This is a genomic window from Cellulomonas sp. FA1, assembly GCF_000986825.1.
Classification (GTDB): Bacteria; Actinomycetota; Actinomycetes; order Actinomycetales; family Cellulomonadaceae; genus Cellulomonas; species Cellulomonas iranensis.
This window is the reverse complement of the sequence record NZ_LBMY01000001.1, coordinates 3,548,411-3,564,666: the sequence shown is the minus strand read 5'-3', so window position 1 is coordinate 3,564,666 and position 16,256 is coordinate 3,548,411. Positions and strand designations below refer to the sequence as shown.

The 16,256-nt window shown below is 75.0% G+C and carries 14 protein-coding genes and 1 tRNA gene; 7 read left to right on the top strand and 8 right to left on the bottom strand.

Annotation, left to right across the window (positions count from 1 at the left end):
• Positions 1-48: 48 nt before the first annotated feature.
• The gene (locus GY42_RS16095; protein ID WP_046530091.1) at positions 49-723 is read left to right on the top strand and encodes a response regulator transcription factor; all 675 of its coding nucleotides are present in this window, start codon (positions 49-51) and stop codon (positions 721-723) included.
• A 98-nt stretch (positions 724-821) separates the two neighbouring features.
• Entirely contained in the window at positions 822-1,583 is a 762-nt protein-coding gene (locus GY42_RS16090) for a deoxyribonuclease IV (protein WP_201775285.1), read from the top strand.
• A gap of 29 nt (positions 1,584-1,612) precedes the next feature.
• Here GY42_RS16090 and GY42_RS16085 read toward each other — a convergent pair.
• From GY42_RS16085 to GY42_RS16070, 4 genes are all read right to left on the bottom strand, one after another.
• Positions 1,613-1,689 (bottom strand) — tRNA-Thr (locus GY42_RS16085).
• 75 nt (positions 1,690-1,764) lie between these two features.
• Complete coding sequence (locus GY42_RS16080; RefSeq protein WP_046530090.1) at positions 1,765-2,691, bottom strand: DsbA family protein; 927 nt, start codon at positions 2,689-2,691, stop codon at positions 1,765-1,767.
• Positions 2,692-2,745: 54 nt separating this feature from the next.
• Entirely contained in the window at positions 2,746-3,252 is a 507-nt protein-coding gene (locus GY42_RS16075) for a hypothetical protein (protein ID WP_046530089.1), read from the bottom strand.
• 46 nt (positions 3,253-3,298) lie between these two features.
• On the bottom strand, positions 3,299-5,200 hold the full coding sequence (locus GY42_RS16070) for a protein kinase domain-containing protein (RefSeq protein ID WP_046530088.1): 1,902 nt from the start codon (positions 5,198-5,200) through the stop codon (positions 3,299-3,301).
• Positions 5,201-5,305: 105 nt separating this feature from the next.
• Between GY42_RS16070 and GY42_RS16065 the strand changes: the two genes are divergently transcribed.
• From GY42_RS16065 to GY42_RS16050, 4 genes are all read left to right on the top strand, one after another.
• Complete coding sequence (locus GY42_RS16065; protein WP_046530087.1) at positions 5,306-6,742, top strand: alpha,alpha-trehalose-phosphate synthase (UDP-forming); 1,437 nt, start codon at positions 5,306-5,308, stop codon at positions 6,740-6,742.
• Positions 6,735-7,532: a trehalose-phosphatase gene (gene otsB, locus GY42_RS16060; protein ID WP_046530086.1), complete on the top strand. Its 798-nt coding sequence runs from the start codon at positions 6,735-6,737 to the stop codon at positions 7,530-7,532. The genes GY42_RS16065 and otsB overlap by 8 nt, the downstream gene beginning before the upstream one ends.
• A gap of 211 nt (positions 7,533-7,743) precedes the next feature.
• Complete coding sequence (locus GY42_RS16055; protein ID WP_046530085.1) at positions 7,744-8,868, top strand: ABC transporter ATP-binding protein; 1,125 nt, start codon at positions 7,744-7,746, stop codon at positions 8,866-8,868.
• A gap of 116 nt (positions 8,869-8,984) precedes the next feature.
• Complete coding sequence (locus GY42_RS16050) at positions 8,985-10,289, top strand: DUF4032 domain-containing protein (RefSeq protein ID WP_046530084.1); 1,305 nt, start codon at positions 8,985-8,987, stop codon at positions 10,287-10,289.
• 21 nt (positions 10,290-10,310) lie between these two features.
• Here the strand turns inward: GY42_RS16050 and rlmB are convergent, their stop codons facing one another.
• The 4 genes from rlmB to GY42_RS16030 are packed head-to-tail and all read right to left on the bottom strand — an operon-like array spanning position 10,311 to position 14,756.
• Positions 10,311-11,312 (bottom strand): 23S rRNA (guanosine(2251)-2'-O)-methyltransferase RlmB, encoded by a 1,002-nt coding sequence (gene rlmB, locus GY42_RS16045; protein WP_046530083.1) that lies wholly within the window; start codon positions 11,310-11,312, stop codon positions 10,311-10,313.
• Complete coding sequence (cysS, locus tag GY42_RS16040; protein WP_046530082.1) at positions 11,312-12,751, bottom strand: cysteine--tRNA ligase; 1,440 nt, start codon at positions 12,749-12,751, stop codon at positions 11,312-11,314. The genes rlmB and cysS overlap by 1 nt, the downstream gene beginning before the upstream one ends.
• 56 nt (positions 12,752-12,807) lie before the next feature.
• The gene (locus tag GY42_RS16035; protein WP_082131605.1) at positions 12,808-14,058 is read right to left on the bottom strand and encodes an alanine racemase; all 1,251 of its coding nucleotides are present in this window, start codon (positions 14,056-14,058) and stop codon (positions 12,808-12,810) included.
• Positions 14,055-14,756 (bottom strand): TetR/AcrR family transcriptional regulator, encoded by a 702-nt coding sequence (locus GY42_RS16030; protein ID WP_046530081.1) that lies wholly within the window; start codon positions 14,754-14,756, stop codon positions 14,055-14,057. Before GY42_RS16030 ends, GY42_RS16035 begins: the two co-directional genes overlap by 4 nt.
• Positions 14,757-14,901: 145 nt before the next feature.
• Here GY42_RS16030 and GY42_RS16025 point away from each other — a divergent pair, with 145 nt between their 5' ends.
• Positions 14,902-16,242, top strand: a complete 1,341-nt coding sequence (locus GY42_RS16025) for a D-arabinono-1,4-lactone oxidase (protein ID WP_046530080.1) — start codon at positions 14,902-14,904, stop codon at positions 16,240-16,242.
• Positions 16,243-16,256 lie beyond the last annotated feature (14 nt).

Sequence of the window (16,256 nt, the reverse complement as noted above, 5' to 3'; positions counted from 1 at the left end):
CGACGCGTCCGCCTGCGTCGACGCGCCTGCGTGACGATACTTGTCCCGATGACTTCAGCCACCCCGCCACGACGACTGCGCGTCGCGGTCGTCGAGGACCAGCCGCTGTTCCGCTCGATGCTCGAGCGGTCGTTCGCCGACGCCGGCGGCTTCGAGGTCGTCACGTCCCTCGGCTCCGCGGTCGAGGCGCGCGCCGTGCTGACGCCGGGTCTCGTGGACGTCGTCGTGCTCGACATCGACCTGCCCGACGGCAACGGCATCGCGCTCGGCGTGACGCTGCGCCGCTCGCAGCCGTCGCTGGGCGTCCTGCTGCTGTCGGCGCACGACGCGATGGACCTGCTGCTCGACCTGCCGCGCGACGTCGCGCACGGCTGGGGCTACCTGTCGAAGACGTCGACGACGAGCGAGGCGACGCTGCTGCACGCCGTGCGCGCGGCGGCCGCGGGCGAGACGGTCCTGGACCCGGCGCTGCTCGAGCGGGTCGCGCCGCGGGCCGGGTCGAGCGTCGCGCGCCTCACGCAGCGCCAGTACACGGTGCTGCGGCTGCTGGCGCAGGGGCTGTCGAACGCGGGGATCGCGGCGCAGCTCGGCATCACCGAGAAGTCGGTGCAGAACCACGTCTACGCGGTCTACACGACCCTAGGCATCGACACCGACCCCGCACGCAACCCGCGGGTGAGTGCGGCTCTGCGGCTGCTCGAGGAGACCGGCCCCGCCCTCTGAGCGCGCGACGGGCGGCCCGCCGCGCGGCGTCGGCAGCGCCGGCGTCCGTGGCGTGCGAGCCTGGTGCGGCACATCGTCGAGGACTCCAGGAGGACGTCGTGGTGCTGATCGGCGCGCACGTGCGCGGGGACGACCCGGTGGCGGAGGCGCAGCGCGTCGGCGCACGGGCCGTGCAGGTGTTCCTGGCCGACCCGCAGGGCTGGAAGAAGCCCGTGCGCCGCCCCGACGCGGACGCGCTCGTCGCCTCGGGCCTGGGGATCTACGCGCACGCGCCGTACCTCGTGAACGTCGCGTCGACCAACAACCGCATCCGCATCCCGAGCCGGAACATGATCGCGCAGCACACCGCCGCGGCGGCCGAGCTGGGCGCGCGCGGGCTGGTCGTGCACGGCGGGCACGTGGGCGACGGCGACGACGTCGCGGTCGGGTTCGACAACTGGCGCAAGACGTTCGAGCGCGCGACGTTCCCGGTGCGCGTGCTGGTCGAGAACACCGCGGGCGGCGAGAACGCGTGCGCGCGCACGCTCGACCGGTGGGCGATGCTGTGGGACGCGATCGGCCGCTACGACGTCGGCGTGTGCCTGGACACGTGCCACGCGTGGGCGGCCGGCGAGGACCTCGAGACGATCGTCGAGCGGCTCACCGCGATCACGGGCCGCATCGACCTCGTGCACGCCAACTCCTCGCGCGACCCGCACGGGTCCAGCCGCGACCGGCACGCGTCGTTCGCCGACGGCACGATCCCGCCCGAGCTGATCGCGCACGTCGTGCGCGAGGCGGGCTGCGACGTGGTCGTCGAGACGCCCGCCGAGGGTCAGGCCGACGACGTGGCGTTCCTGCGCGAGGCGCTCGGCGCCTGAGGGCGAGCGGCCGGCCGCGACGCCCGTGGTGGAGCCCCCTGTCGGATTCGAACCGACGACCCCCTGTTTACAAGACAGGTGCTCTGGCCAGCTGAGCTAAGGAGGCGAGGCGGCCAGGGTACCGGCCGCGACGTGCGCGGGCGCCCGCCCCGACGAGGGGACGGGCGCCCGCGCCCGGCGGTCAGCCCTTGGCGGCGACGGCCTGGTTGATCGCGTCGGTGAGCGGGCCGGTCGTGTACAGGTCGCCCTCCCACTTGGTGCCGTCGATGAGGATCGTCGGCGTGCCGAGGCCGCCGAGGTCGGTCTGCGCCTGCTGCGTGGTCGCGGCCACGAACGGCGCGTACGTGCGCCACGTGCCGTCGCGCGACTCGGTCTCGGAGTCGGACGTCGCGACCTCGTAGGAGCCGTCGACGGTCGTCGTGAACTGGTCGACCACGGCCTGCGGGACGCCGACGCCCAGGGCGATCTCGGCGATCTCGGCGTCCTTCAGACCGTTCGTGTTCTCCTCGGGCTGGTTCTCCTCGGTGTACAGCGCGCTGACGAAGTCGACGTAGTGCTCGGGGTCCTGCGCGGCGACCACGGCCGCCGCGTTGGCGGCGCGCGTCGAGTAGAACGTGCCGCGCGACGTGCCGTCGAGGAACGAGATGTTCTTGTAGACGACGGTCACGCCGCCCGCCTCGGCGAGACGCTCGAGCTCGGCGCCGTTCGCTCGGTCGAACATGCCGCAGTAGGGGCACATGAAGTCGAAGTAGACCTGGACCTCGACGTCGTCGGGCACGGCCGTGCCGACGCCCTCGGAGCTGACCGGCACGCCGCCCGCGTCGTCGGCCACGTCGGGCCGCTCGACGTCGGCGAGCGCGGGCACGACCGTGTTGGCGGTGCCGCCGGCGTAGACGACGTCGCCGTAGGCCTCGGCGTTGGCCTGGCCCTGGCGGACGATGCCGAAGACGATGGCGCCGAGCACGACGACGGCGGTGACGAGGCCGCCGATGGCGATGAGGCGGGTGCGCTTGGCCTTGCGCTCCTGCTCCTGACGCATGGCGAGGGCCTTGGCGCGCGCCTCGTCGCGGCGCTGCGCCTTGGAGGGACGGGGGTCGTTCGTGGGCATGGGTGCTCCTGGGTGGGGCCGGCGGACCGGCGGGGACGTGCGGGCGGGCGCTGCTCAGCGCGCCGGCGGTCCTCGGTGCGGCCGGGCCGGGTCGAGCACGCGGCCCGCGGGGACCCGCACCGCGACGTCGGCGGTGACGCGCACGCGCGCCGGCACGACGGCCGGTGCGGCCGGCGTCCGCGCGACGAGCCGCGCCGCGAGCAGCGCGCGCACGGTGGCGGCACCACGCCGGGCGGCCGCGCCCAGGCCGAGCCCGCACGCCGCGAGCAGCACGTGCGCGGCCAGCACGGGCAGCGCCACGCTGAGCAGCACGACGGCGCCCTGCGACGTCGCGCCCAGCCCGACCGCGCCCTCGGGGCACTCGGCGGCCGAGCGCAGCACCGCCAGGCGCATGCCGAGCGCCGCGAGCGGCCCCTCGGCCGCGAGGCACTGGTGCAGCAGCACGCGCCCCTGCACTCCGAGCACGACGGACGCGACCGACAGCAGCACGCCGAGCAGGCCCAGCAGGTGGGCACGCGCGGCGGAGGGGGTCGCCCCTCGCACCGCTCGCGTCGCACGCACGGGCCCAGGGTAGGCGTACGTGCGGGCGCGGGTCACGCCGTTCGGGTCACGGGTTCGGCAGGACAGGCGGCTCGGACAGCGGCCACCAGCCGATCGGCCGCGCGTCGACCAGGCCGTCGAACAGCAGCAGCGCGCCGACCAGCGCGAGCACGACGACCACCAGCGCACCCACGGGGCCGGGCGCGACGAGCGCGAGCGTGCGGCGCGCGCCCGTGCGCGTCATGCGCGACAGCGGCCCCCACCACACGAACCCGACGAGCACGAGCGTGAGCGCCGCGACGACGAGCCGCGCGGTCGTGCCCTGCGGCGGCTCACCGCCCGGCGAGCCGCCGATCTCCCACCGGCCCGAGCCGAGCAGCCACCAGCCGACCCCGCCGACGATCGTCACGACCGCGCCGCCGACCAGCAGCGGGGGCAGCACAGCGAGCCCCGCGCGCAGCAGGTACCAGGGCAGCGCCGTCACGGCCAGCGGCACGTCGGAGCGGCGCACGCCGCGGCGCTCGCGACGCGTGTGCATGGTCTCGACCGCGAGGCCGACGGTGCGCACCAGCACCGCGAGCACCACGACGACCAGCAGCGTCACGAACGGCTGCAGCATCGCGGCGAGCACGACCACGAGGCCGATCGCGAGCATCGACCCCCAGCGGCGGCGCGCGGGCGGGCGGACGTACCAGGGCCCGTCGTCGGCGGTGCCGGGTCCGGGCGCGAGGTCGTCACCGAGCCACCGGTCGTCGCCCCGCTCGTCGCCGTCCTGCCAGTCGTCGTCCTGCCCGTCCTCGTCCGGCCAGTCCTCCTGCCACGCGTCGTCGTGGGGCGGCGGGATCGTCGGGGGCAGCGCGGTCGTCCGGTGCGGGTCGTCGTCGCCCACGGGCACGGCGACGGTGCGCCCGTCGTTGACGGGGACCGCCGCGGAGGCCACGGCCGCACCGGCCCCGAGCGCCGTCGTCGGCTGCACGTCGCGGGGCGACGACGCGACGTGCTCCGTCGCGAGGTCGTCCTCGTCGGGGCCGTCGTCGTCGAGGTCGTCGTCGTCGAGGTGGTCGTCGAGGTCGTCCGGGTCCACGACCGTCGTCGCCACGGCGTCGGCACCACCCGCCGGCAGCACGACCGTCGCGACGGCGCCCGGGGGCAGGTCGCCCTCGGCCGCCACGGCGCGCAGCGCCGCGACGACGTCCTCGGGGTCGGTCCGGTCGGCGGGGTCGGGCCGCAGCGCACCCGCGAGCGCGGCCGCCGTCAGCGGGCCGACCTCGGCCAGGTCCGCGTCGCCCGAGCGCGCACGCGCCAGGACGGCCTCGACGGGCCGGGAGCCGAACGGGTCGCGGCCGGTCGCGGCGAACGCGAGCAGCGCGGCCCAGCCCCACATGTCCGTCGCCGGGCTCGGGTCGCCGCCGTCGAGCAGCTCGGGCGCGAGGTAGCCCGGCGTCCCCAGCACGAGCCCCGCGGTCGTGAGGTTCGCGTCGTCGTCGACGCCCTGCGCGAGCCCGAAGTCGATGAGCACCGGGCCGTCGTCGGTGAGCAGCACGTTCGACGGCTTGAGGTCGCGGTGCACGACGCCCGCCGCGTGCACGGCCGCGAGCGCGGCCCGCAGGCCCTCGGCGAGCGTGACGAGGTCGTCGGCGTCGAGCGGCCCCCGCTCGCGCACGTGCTCGGTGAGCGTGTCCCCGGCGACGAGCTCCGTCACGAGGAACGCCTCGGTGGAGTCCGCCTCGGCGTCGAGCACGGCCGCGACCGCGGGGTGCCGCAGCCGCTGCAGCGCGGCGACCTCGCGCAGCAGTCGCGCGCGCACCGTCGCGTCCGACCCGACGTGCGGGTGCAGCAGCTTGAGCGCGACGGCCGTGCCGCCGCCGTCGACCGCGCGGTACACGGTCCCCATGCCGCCGGAACCGAGCGGGGCCACCACGGTGTACCCGCCGATCTCCGACCCCGGCGTCAGACCGATCCGCTCCATGCCCGGCAACCTAGCCGGTCACGGGCCCGGAGCGGTCCTGCCCGTCCCCGAGCGTGTCACCCATAGGACGACTAGGGTCATGGCGAACCTCGAGGAGTTGATGTCGTGCCCACCGACACCCCGCAGGACGGCTACGACCTGGTCGTCGTCGCGAACCGGCTGCCCGTCGACGTGAGCCTGGACGACGACGGCGCACCGAGCTGGACCCGCTCCCCCGGCGGCCTGGTCACGGCGCTCGCGCCCGTGATGGCGAAGGCCGACGGCGCGTGGGTCGGCTGGGGCGGCTCGCCCGGCCTGGAGCTCGACCCGTTCGACGTGGACGGCACGCAGCTCGTGCCCGTGACGCTCACGTCCGACGACGTCGAGCGCTACTACGAGGGCTTCTCGAACGACACGCTGTGGCCGCTGTACCACGACGTGATCGCGCCGCCCACGTTCCACCGCCAGTGGTGGGACGCGTACCAGCGCGTCAACCGGCGGTTCGCCGAGGCCGCCGCGCGCGACGCGTCGCCGGGCGCGACCGTGTGGGTGCACGACTACCAGCTCCAGCTCGTCCCGGCGTACCTGCGCGAGCTGCGGCCCGACCTGCGGATCGGCTACTTCCACCACATCCCGTTCCCGCCGCTCGAGATCTTCGCGCAGCTGCCGTGGCGGCGGCAGGTCGTCGAGGGGCTGCTGGGAGCGGACCTGCTGGGCTTCCAGCGCGCGGGCGACGCCGCGAACTTCGTGCGCGTCGTGCGCCGCGTGACCGACCTGACGACCCGCGGCCAGACCGTCACGGTCGACGAGGGCACCGACGCGCAGCGCGTCGTGCGGGCGGCCGCGTTCCCGATCTCGATCGACTCGCGCGCGTTCGACGCGCTGGCCCGCACGCCCGAGGTGCAGGAGCGTGCGCGCGAGATCCGCCGCGAGCTCGGCGACCCCGAGCACCTGCTGCTGGGCGTCGACCGGCTCGACTACACCAAGGGCATCCGGCACCGCATCAAGGCGTACGGCGAGCTCCTCGAGGACGGGCGGCTGTCCCCCACCGACACCGTGCTCGTGCAGGTCGCGAGCCCGAGCCGCGAGAACGTCGGCGCCTACCAGCAGCTGCGCGACGAGGTCGAGCTGCTCGTGGGCCGCATCAACGGCGACCACGGGCAGGTCGGGCACACGCCCGTGCAGTACCTGCACCAGTCGTTCCCCATGGAGGAGATGGCCGCGCTGTACCTCGCGGCCGACGTCATGCTCGTCACCGCGCTGCGCGACGGCATGAACCTCGTGGCCAAGGAGTACGTGGCGGCACGGTCCGACGACCGCGGCGCGCTCGTGCTCAGCGAGTTCACGGGCGCCGCCGACGAGCTGAGCGGCGCCGTGCTGGTCAACCCGCACGACATCGACGGCATGAAGGACAAGATCGTCGCCGCCGTGCACCTCGACGCGCGCGAGTCCCGCAAGCGCATGCGCCAGCTGCGGCGGCGCGTCCTGAGCCACGACGTCGCGGCGTGGTCCGACGAGTTCCTCGCGGCGCTGACCGCGATGCCCGGGAGCAGCCGTGGCTGACACGACCACCGACCCCACCACCGACCTCACGGCCCGTCTCACGGCGCTCGCTGCGGACCCGGCGGCGCGCCCGCTGCTCGTCGCGCTCGACTTCGACGGCACGCTCGCACCGCTGCAGGACGACCCGTCGGCGTCGCGCATCCTGCCCGCGGGCGTCGAGGTCCTCGCGGCGCTCGCCGCGCTCGACGGCGTCGTGCTGGCCCTCGTCTCGGGGCGCGCGATGGGCGACCTGCACGCGCTCGCACAGGTGCCACCGGGCACGTACCTCATCGGCAGCCACGGCGCCGAGCGCGCCCGCGTCACGCAGTTCGGGCTGGACCGCGACGTCGTCGAGCTCACGCACGAGCAGGCCGACCGGCTCGCGGCCCTCGGCGCGCGCACGGCCGCCGTGGCGCGCGGGCGCGACGGCGTGTGGGTCGAGACCAAGCCGACGGCCGTCGTCGTGCACACGCGCCTGGCCGAGCGCGACGTCGCCGACGCCGCCGAGACCGAGGCCGTCGCGCTCGGGGGCGAGCTGGGCGTGGGCACGATGCACGGCAAGGACGTCGTCGAGCTGTCGGTCCTGCCGGCGGACAAGGGCACAGCGCTGCAGGCGCTGCGCCACGAGCTCGGCGCCCCGGTCGTGCTGTACGCGGGCGACGACGTGACCGACGAGCACGCGTTCGCGGCGCTCGACGCCGACGACGTGACCGTCAAGGTGGGTGCGGGCGACACCGTCGCGCGCTTCCGCGTGGCCGACCCGGAGGCCGCCGTGGCGGCCCTCGCGACGCTGCGCGACGCGCTCGCCTGACCCGTGCCCGCCGGGCCGACGGTCCCGCCGGCCGGCCCCGTGACCTGTGCCATACTGACGCCGCGACCGAGGACGGTCTTGACCGTCCTCGATCCGTGTCAGCGGAGACACAGAGGGCTCGGCAGGCCCGCGTACCCCCGCGGACCTGCGTTGACACTCTTCACGACGGATCGTCCGGCACGTACCTGCCGGTGAAGGGATTGGCACAGCCATGGCTACGGTCACGTTCGACCACGCGACCCGGATCTACCCGGGAACGGAGCGCCCCGCGGTGGACGCGCTCAACCTGCACATCGAGGACGGCGAGTTCCTCGTCCTCGTCGGCCCCTCGGGCTGCGGCAAGTCGACCTCGCTGCGCATGCTCGCGGGCCTCGAGGACGTCAACGCCGGGCGCATCCTCATCGGCGACCGCGACGTCACCGACGTGCAGCCCAAGGACCGCGACATCGCGATGGTCTTCCAGAACTACGCCCTGTACCCCCACATGACGGTGGCGGACAACATGGGCTTCGCGCTGAAGATCGCCGGCACCCCCAAGGCCGAGATCCGCACGCGCGTCGAGGAGGCCGCGAAGATCCTCGACCTCACCCAGTACCTCGACCGCAAGCCGAAGGCCCTCTCGGGTGGTCAGCGTCAGCGCGTCGCCATGGGCCGCGCGATCGTCCGCTCGCCCCAGGTCTTCCTCATGGACGAGCCGCTGTCGAACCTCGACGCCAAGCTCCGCGTCCAGACCCGTACGCAGATCGCGTCGCTCACGCGCCGCCTCGGCGTCACGACCGTCTACGTCACGCACGACCAGGTCGAGGCCCTGACCATGGGCGACCGCATCGCGGTCCTCAAGGACGGCATCCTCCAGCAGGTCGACACGCCGCGTGCGCTGTACGACACGCCCGCGAACGTGTTCGTCGCCGGCTTCATCGGCTCGCCCGCCATGAACATCGGCACGTTCCCCGTGCTCGAGGGTGCGGCGTCCGTCGGCTCGTCGCGTCTCGCGCTGCCGCGCGAGGTCGTCGGCCGCCTCACGGACGACGACAAGGGCCACATCACGGTCGGCTTCCGCCCCGAGTCGCTCGACACGGTGCCGCAGGGCACGCAGGACTCGTTCCCGGTCGTCGTGAACCTCGTCGAGGAGCTCGGCTCGGACGCGTACGTGTACGGCGCGCTCACCAACGAGTTCGGTGCGGCCGCCGCGGTGCACTCGGGCGCCGGCGACGCGCAGATCATCGTGCGCGTCGACCCCCGCTCGGTCCCGAAGATCGGCGACACGATCTACGTCCGGATCCGCCCGAACGAGCAGCACCTGTTCCACGCGGGCTCCGGCGAGCGCATCGCCTGACACCCAGCACCACACGCACCGAGGCGGGTCCGGTCGACCGGGCCCGCCTCGGGCGTTCCACGCGACCGTCACGGTCCCCGCACGGACCCCGCCGCCCCACCTGAGAGGATCGAGCCATGAGCGGAACGGCGCAGCGCCTGCAGATCACGGCGGCGAACCCGGACCCCGCGCTGCTCGACCTCCCGTGGGACGTGCCGCTCGAGGACTGGCCCACCGAGATGCTCGCGGCCCTGCCGCGCGGCATCTCGCGGCACATCGTGCGGTTCGCGCGGCTCTCGGGGCGGGTCATCGCGATCAAGGAGATCGGCGAGACCGTCGCGTACCGCGAGTACGAGCTGCTGCGCCAGCTGCGCAAGCTCGAGGTGCCGAGCGTCGAGCCCGTCGGCGTCATCACGGGTCGCCGCTCGCCCGACGGCGAGCCGCTCGAGGCCGTGCTCATCACGCAGCACCTGCAGTTCTCGCTGCCGTACCGCGCGCTGTTCAGCCAGGCGCTGCGACCCGACACCGCGACGCGCCTCATCGACGCGCTCGCCGTGCTGCTGGTCCGCCTGCACCTCGCGGGCTTCTACTGGGGCGACGTGTCGCTGTCGAACACGCTGTTCCGCCGCGACGCCGAGACGTTCGCCGCGTACCTCGTGGACGCCGAGACCGGCGACCTGCACGACCGGCTGAGCCCGGGGCAGCGCGCGTACGACCTCGAGGTCGCGCGCGTCAACATCATCGGCGAGCTCATGGACCTGCAGGCCGGCGAGTTCCTCGACGAGGACGAGGACGTCGTCGCGATCGGCGAGGCGCTCGTGGTCCGGTACGACGAGCTGTGGCGCGCGCTCACCGAGGTCGAGGCGTTCGGCTACGGCGAGCGCTGGCGCGTGCAGGCCCGCATCGACCGGCTCAACGACCTCGGCTTCGACGTCGGCGAGCTCGACATCACGACCGACCTCGACGGCACCACCGTCCGGATCCAGCCGAAGGTCGTCGACGCCGGGCACCACTCGCGCCGCCTCATGCGCCTGACGGGGCTCGACGTGCAGGAGAACCAGGCCCGGCGCCTGCTCAACGACCTCGACGAGTACCGTGCCGCGACCGACCGGCAGGCCGACGACGAGGCGTTCGTCGCGCACGACTGGCTGACGGACATCTTCGAGCCGGCGGTGCGCAGCGTGCCGCGCGAGCTGCGCCGCAAGCTCGAGCCCGCGCAGATCTACCACGAGCTGCTCGACCACCGGTGGTACCTGTCGCAGCAGGAGGACCGCGACGTGCCGATGACGGAGGTCGCCGCGAGCTACGTGCGGCACATCCTGCCGAGCCGACCCGACGAGCAGGCCGTCCTCGGCACGCGCGCCGAGGACCTGCGCGACGGCGAGACGGGCGAGACCCCGCGCGTCGACGACGACCTGGACCCCGACCGGCTCATCGGCTGACGCCGGCCGGGGCGCGACGCGTCAGGCGCGCTGGCGCGCGACCTCGTACAGCGCGATCCCGGCGGCGACGCCCGCGTTGAGCGACTCGACGGCCGACGCGATCGGGATCGACGCGATCGCGTCGCACTGCTCGCGCACGAGCCGCGACAGGCCCTTGCCCTCGGAGCCGACCACGAGCACGAGCGGGTCCGCCGCGAACGGCAGCTCGCCCAGGGGCACGTCGCCGCCCGCGTCGAGGCCGACGACGAACACACCCGCGGCGCGCAGGTCCTGCAGCGCGCGCGTCAGGTTGGTCGCGCGTGCGACGGGCACGCGCGCGGCGGCACCGGCCGACACCTTCCACGCCGACGCGGTCACACCGGCCGCGCGCCGCTCGGGCACGAGCACGCCGTGCGCGCCGAACGCCCCCGCGGAGCGCAGGACCGCGCCGAGGTTGCGCGGGTCGGTCACGCCGTCGAGCGCGACGATCAGCGGCGCGGTCTGCGACGCCTCCGCGGTGTCGAGCAGGTCGTCGGGGTCGAGGTACTCGTACGGCGGCACCTGGATCGCGACGCCCTGGTGCACGGCACCGTCGGTGAGCCGGTCGAGCTCGGCGCGGCTGACCTCGAGCAGCGGGTACCCCGCGTCCGCGGCGATCGACACGATCTCCTTGGTGCGGTCGTCCGCCTCGAGCCGCGAGGCGACGTAGACGGTCGACACGGGGATGCCGGCGCGGAGCGCCTCGAGCACCGAGTTGCGACCGCCGACGATCTCGTGGGTCGACGACGTCCGCCCGCCCTTGCGCCCGGCCGCCGAGCGCGCGGCGCCCGCCGACGGACGCCCGGACGTGCCCCGCCCGCCGGTCGTGCCCTTCTCGGCCGCGACCTTGCGCTTGTGCGCCACGTGGTACGGGCGGTCCTCGGCCTTGGGCGTGGGGCCCTTGCCCTCGAGCGCGCGGCGGCTGTGCCCGCCCGTCCCGACGCGTGCGCCCTTCTTGGTCCCCGCCTTGCGGGTCGCGCCGCGGCGCTGCGAGTTGCCGGCCATCAGTCCTCCGTCGTGTCGGTCACGGGTGCCGCGAGCGTCCAGCGCGCACCCGTCGGTGAGTCCTCGACGACGACGCCCGCCGCCGTCAGCCGGTCGCGGATCGCGTCGGCCGCGGCCCAGTCGCGCGCGGCACGGGCCGCGGCGCGCGCGTCGAGCTCGGCACGCACGAGCGCGTCGAGGGCGCGCGCCGTGCGGTCGTCGCCGCCGGTGGTGGCCCACTGCGGCGACGCCGGGTCGAGGCCCAGCACGTCGAGCATGCCCCGCAGCGCGACCATCGCGTCGCGCGCGGCGGTGTCGTCGCCCGCGGCGAGCGCGGTGTTGCCCGCCCGCAGGGTCTCGTGCACGACCGCGAGCGCGGCCGGCACGTTGAGGTCGTCGTCGAGGGCGGCGCCGAAGGCCGCGGGCAGCGCGGCGGCCGCCACCTCCGCGGCCGGCACGGCGCCGACCCGCTCGGTCGCGCGCTGCACGAACCCGGCCAGGCGGTCCCACGTGGCGGCCGCCTCGGTGAGCGTGTCGTCCGTCCACTCGAGCATCGAGCGGTACTGCACGGCGGTCAGCGCGTACCGGACCACGGCCGCAGGCGCCTTCTCGAGCACGGCGCTGACCAGCAGGCCGTTGCCGAGGGACTTGCTCATCTTGGCGCCGCCCTGCGTGACCCAGCCGTTGTGCAGCCAGTGCCGCGCGAACCCGTAGCCGGCCGCGCGGGACTGCGCCTGCTCGTTCTCGTGGTGCGGGAACCGCAGGTCCAGGCCGCCGCCGTGGATGTCGAACGTCTCGCCGAGGTAGCGGTGCGCCATCGCCGAGCACTCGAGGTGCCAGCCGGGGCGGCCGCGCCCGAAGGGCGTGTCCCACGCCGCGGTCGCCGGCTCGCCGGGCTTCGGCGCCTTCCACAGCGCGAAGTCGTGCGGGTCGCGCTTGCCGGAGCCCGCGTCGTCCGGCACGTCCGTCATGTCGTCGACGCGCTGGTTGGTCAGCGAGCCGTAGTCGGACCACGACCGCACGTCGAAGTACACGTCGCCCGGGCCCGCCACGTACGCGTGACCGCGCTCGACGAGCCGCTCCATGAGCGCGAGCATCGCCGGCACGTGCCCGGTGGCGCGCGGCTCGTAGTCGGGCGGCAGGACGCCGAGCGCGTCGTACGCGGACGTGAAGGCGCGCTCGTTGGTCAGCGCCCACGCCCACCACTCGTGCCCGGCCGCGGCGGCCTTGGCGAGGATCTTGTCGTCGATGTCGGTGACGTTGCGGACCAGCGTCACGCGCTGCCCCCGCCGCCGCAGCCACCGCACGAGCACGTCGAACGCGACGGCGGAGCGCACGTGCCCCACGTGCGGCGGCGACTGCACCGTGGCACCGCACAGGTAGATGCCGACCCGGCCCTCGACGAGGGGGACGAAGTCGCGCACCGCCTGGGTGCCGCTGTCGAACAGCCGCAGAGTCACCCGCCCAGGCTACCGGCGCGGGACCCCCGCGACCGACCCGGACCTGCGTGGCGACGTCAGCCGACGCAGACGCCCTCGCCGCGGTAGGTGGGGACGGTCGCCTCCACGCGGTCGCCGCGCACCAGGTGGACCTCGGCGAACCGTTCCATGACCTCGCCCGCCTTGGCGTGCCGGAACCACACGCGGTCCCCGATGCGCAGGTCCGCCCGGGCCGGGACCCGCAGCGGGGTCTGGACCTCGCCGGCGCCCTCGCGCGGCGCGAGGCGCAGGCCCTCGGGCCACACGGGGCGCGGCAGGCGCGTCGGCGTCGCCGGGCCGGACGCGACGTACCCGCCGCCGAAGACGGTGGCCCACCCGTCGCCTGGGATCCGCACGACGTCGAGACCGACGTACGCGGCGGGCCGCGCGCGGAACGCGCGGTAGCCGTCGAAGAGCGTGGGCACGAACAGTCCTGAACCGGCGGTCACCTCCGTGACCGCCGGGGCCGACGCGCTCACCTCGATGGAGCCCGTGCCTCCGGAGTTCACGAGCGGCAGCGGCCGGCCGAGCGCGTCGGTGACGGCGTCGACGACGGCGGCACGGCGCACGGCGAGCTCGCGCACCGACGCGGACTTGACGAGCCGGACCGCGAGCGACGTGTCGGGCAGCCCCGCCACCTGGGCCTCGTAGAACATGACGCCGCGCACCTCGAGCCCGCCGCGGGCCTCGACCGCGGCGGCGAGCGCCGCGGCCTGCGCCGGGGTCCGGACCGGCGAGCGACGCACCCCCAGGTGCACGGCGAGCGGCCCGCGCCCCACGCGCAGGGACGCGTCGACGTCGAGGCACACGCGCAGCGTCCGGTCGTGGCGGCGCGCGGCGGACGCGAGCAGGTCGGCCTGCGCGGTGTCGTCGACCATGAAGGTCACGGCCGCCGCGGCGTCGGCGTCGGCCGCGACCGCGTCGATCGCGACGGTGTCGACCGTCGGGTAGCCGAGCAGGACGTCACGCACGCCGTGGCCGACGAGCCAGCGCGCCTCGGCGGCCGCGTACGCCATCACGCCCGCGAACCCGGGGCGGGCGAGCACCTGCTCGAGCACGTGCCGGACCCGCACCGACTTGCTCGCGACGCGGACGGGCACGCCGCCCGCGCGTCGCACGACGTCGGAGGCGTTGGCCTCGAGCGCGTCGAGGTCGACCACCACGAGCGGCCCCGGACGCCCCGTCGTCGCGGCTTCGAGGCGCTGCCCCACGGTGCGTCCCGCCGGGTCGGTGCCACCGCCGGACGGGGCGGGGGCGGCGGCCGGGGGACGCACGGGGGTCGACGTCATGCCAGGGACGCTACCCCTGACGGTGCGACGGGCGACGGGAGGCGGGGCGCGTCGGCGTCGCTCTCGGGCGCGTCGCGCGTCGCGCCGAGCAGCGCGGACTCGTCGACCGGCACCGCGAGCGTCGCGAGGTGCTCGGCGAACAGCCGCAGGCCCTGGTAGCCGGCCTCGTCGTCGCCGTCGACGAGCCACGCGAGCGAGAACCCGTCGACGGCCGCGATGATCGACCGCGCGACGAGGTGGCGCGGCACGCGCCACACGACGCGTCCCGCGCGCTCGACCTCCTCGAGGAAGTGCTCGGCGACCGCCCAGCTGTACGTGTACTGGTCCACGCCGACCTGGCGGAGCTCGGGGTGGCGCAGCGACGTCGTCGTCAGCTCGTAGGTGAGGATCTGCGGGCCCCGCGTCGCGCGGATGTTGTCCCACACGGTGTCGAGGACACCCATGATCAGGTCGGCGACGGGAGCGGACTCGGGCATCTCCGCCTCGCCGCGCGCGGTGTTGCGCAACGTGATCGTGTGCGCCATCGCGCGCAGGAGCTCGTCCTTGTCGCGGAAGCAGTAGTGGACGACACCGAGCGAGACACCCGCCTCGGCGGCGACGGCGCGGACGGTGGCGCCGTCGACCCCGTCACGGCACGCGACGACCAGCGCCGCCTCGATGAGCTGCTCGCGTCGCTCGGCGACCGGTAGACGGTTCATGGTTCCTCCTCGCGGCGACGACCGGCGCACCCCCCCGGGCACCGTGACGTCACTCTTCCCGAGGATAATCTCATCGGTCGTCATGACGTTAGTCAAGGGTCTCACACACTTGACTTGGACGGTCGCCCAATCCCATGCTCGCAGGATGGGGGGACACGCGCCCGGCAGCACCGGGCCGGAGCGCTGGCGCAACTGGTCGCGGACCGAGAGCGCCGCGCCGCGGCGCGTCTCCCGGCCGCGCGACCTGGACGAGCTGGTCGACGAGGTGACGGCCGCCACCGCGTCGGGCGAGCGGCTGCGCGCCGTGGGCGCCGGGCACTCGTTCTCGGCGGCCGCCGTGACCGACGGCGTCCACGTGCACCTCGACGCGCTCGCCCGGTTCGAGCGCGTGACGCCACGGCCCGACGGCACCACCCACGTGACCGTGGGCGCGGGCATGCGCCTGCACGCGCTCAACCGGGGGCTCGCCGCCCGCGGGCTCGCGATGCGCAACCTGGGCGACATCGACCGCCAGTCGGTCGCCGGCGCGATCAGCACCGGCACGCACGGCACGGGCGCACGCCTGGGCGGGCTCCCGACGCAGGTCGTCGGGCTGCGCGTCGTGACGGCCTCGGGCGACGTGGTCGAGGCGTCGCGCACGCACGAGGCGGAGCTGTTCGAGCTCGCGCGCCTCGGGCTCGGCACGGCAGGGGTGCTCGCGGCGGTCACGCTCGAGGTCGTGCCGGCGTTCCGGCTGCTGGCGCGCGAGGAGGCCATGCCGCTGCCCGCGGTGCTCGAGGGGCTCGACGAGCTGGTCGACGGGCACGACCACTTCGAGTTCTTCTGGTTCCCGCACACGACGTCGACGCTCACCAAGCGCAACGACGTGACCGACGACGTCGACCGCCCGCTGCCGGTGTGGCGCCACGTGCTCGACGACGAGCTGCTCGCGAACGTGGCGTTCGGCGCCGCGCAGGAGGTCGCGACCCGCAGCCGACGCCTGACGCCGGCCCTCAACCGGTTCCAGACCGCGGGGCTGCCGCCACGCACGTACACCGCCGCGTCGCACGAGGTGCTCGTGTCGCCGCGGCGCGTCCGGTTCCGGGAGGCCGAGTACGCCGTGCCCCGCGAGTCCGTGCGGGACGTCGTGCACGAGCTCGCGGCGTGGTTCCGTGCGACCGGGGCGCACGTGCCCTTCCCGCTCGAGGTGCGGTTCGCGGCCGCGGACGACGTGTGGCTGTCGACGGCGCACGGCCGCGAGACGGCCTACGTCGCGGTCCAGCAGTACCACCGGCTGCCCCACCGCCGGTACTTCGACGCGGCCGAGCGGATCGTCGCGGCCGTCGGCGGGCGCCCGCACTGGGGCAAGATGCACGGGCTCGACCACGGGACGCTCGCGTCGCTGTACCCGCGGCTGGCGGACGCGAACCGGGTCCGCGCGCGCGTCGACCCGGCGGGGACGTTCCGCAACGCGTACGTCGACCGCGTGCTCGGCCCCGCGCACTGACCGCGCACCCCGCG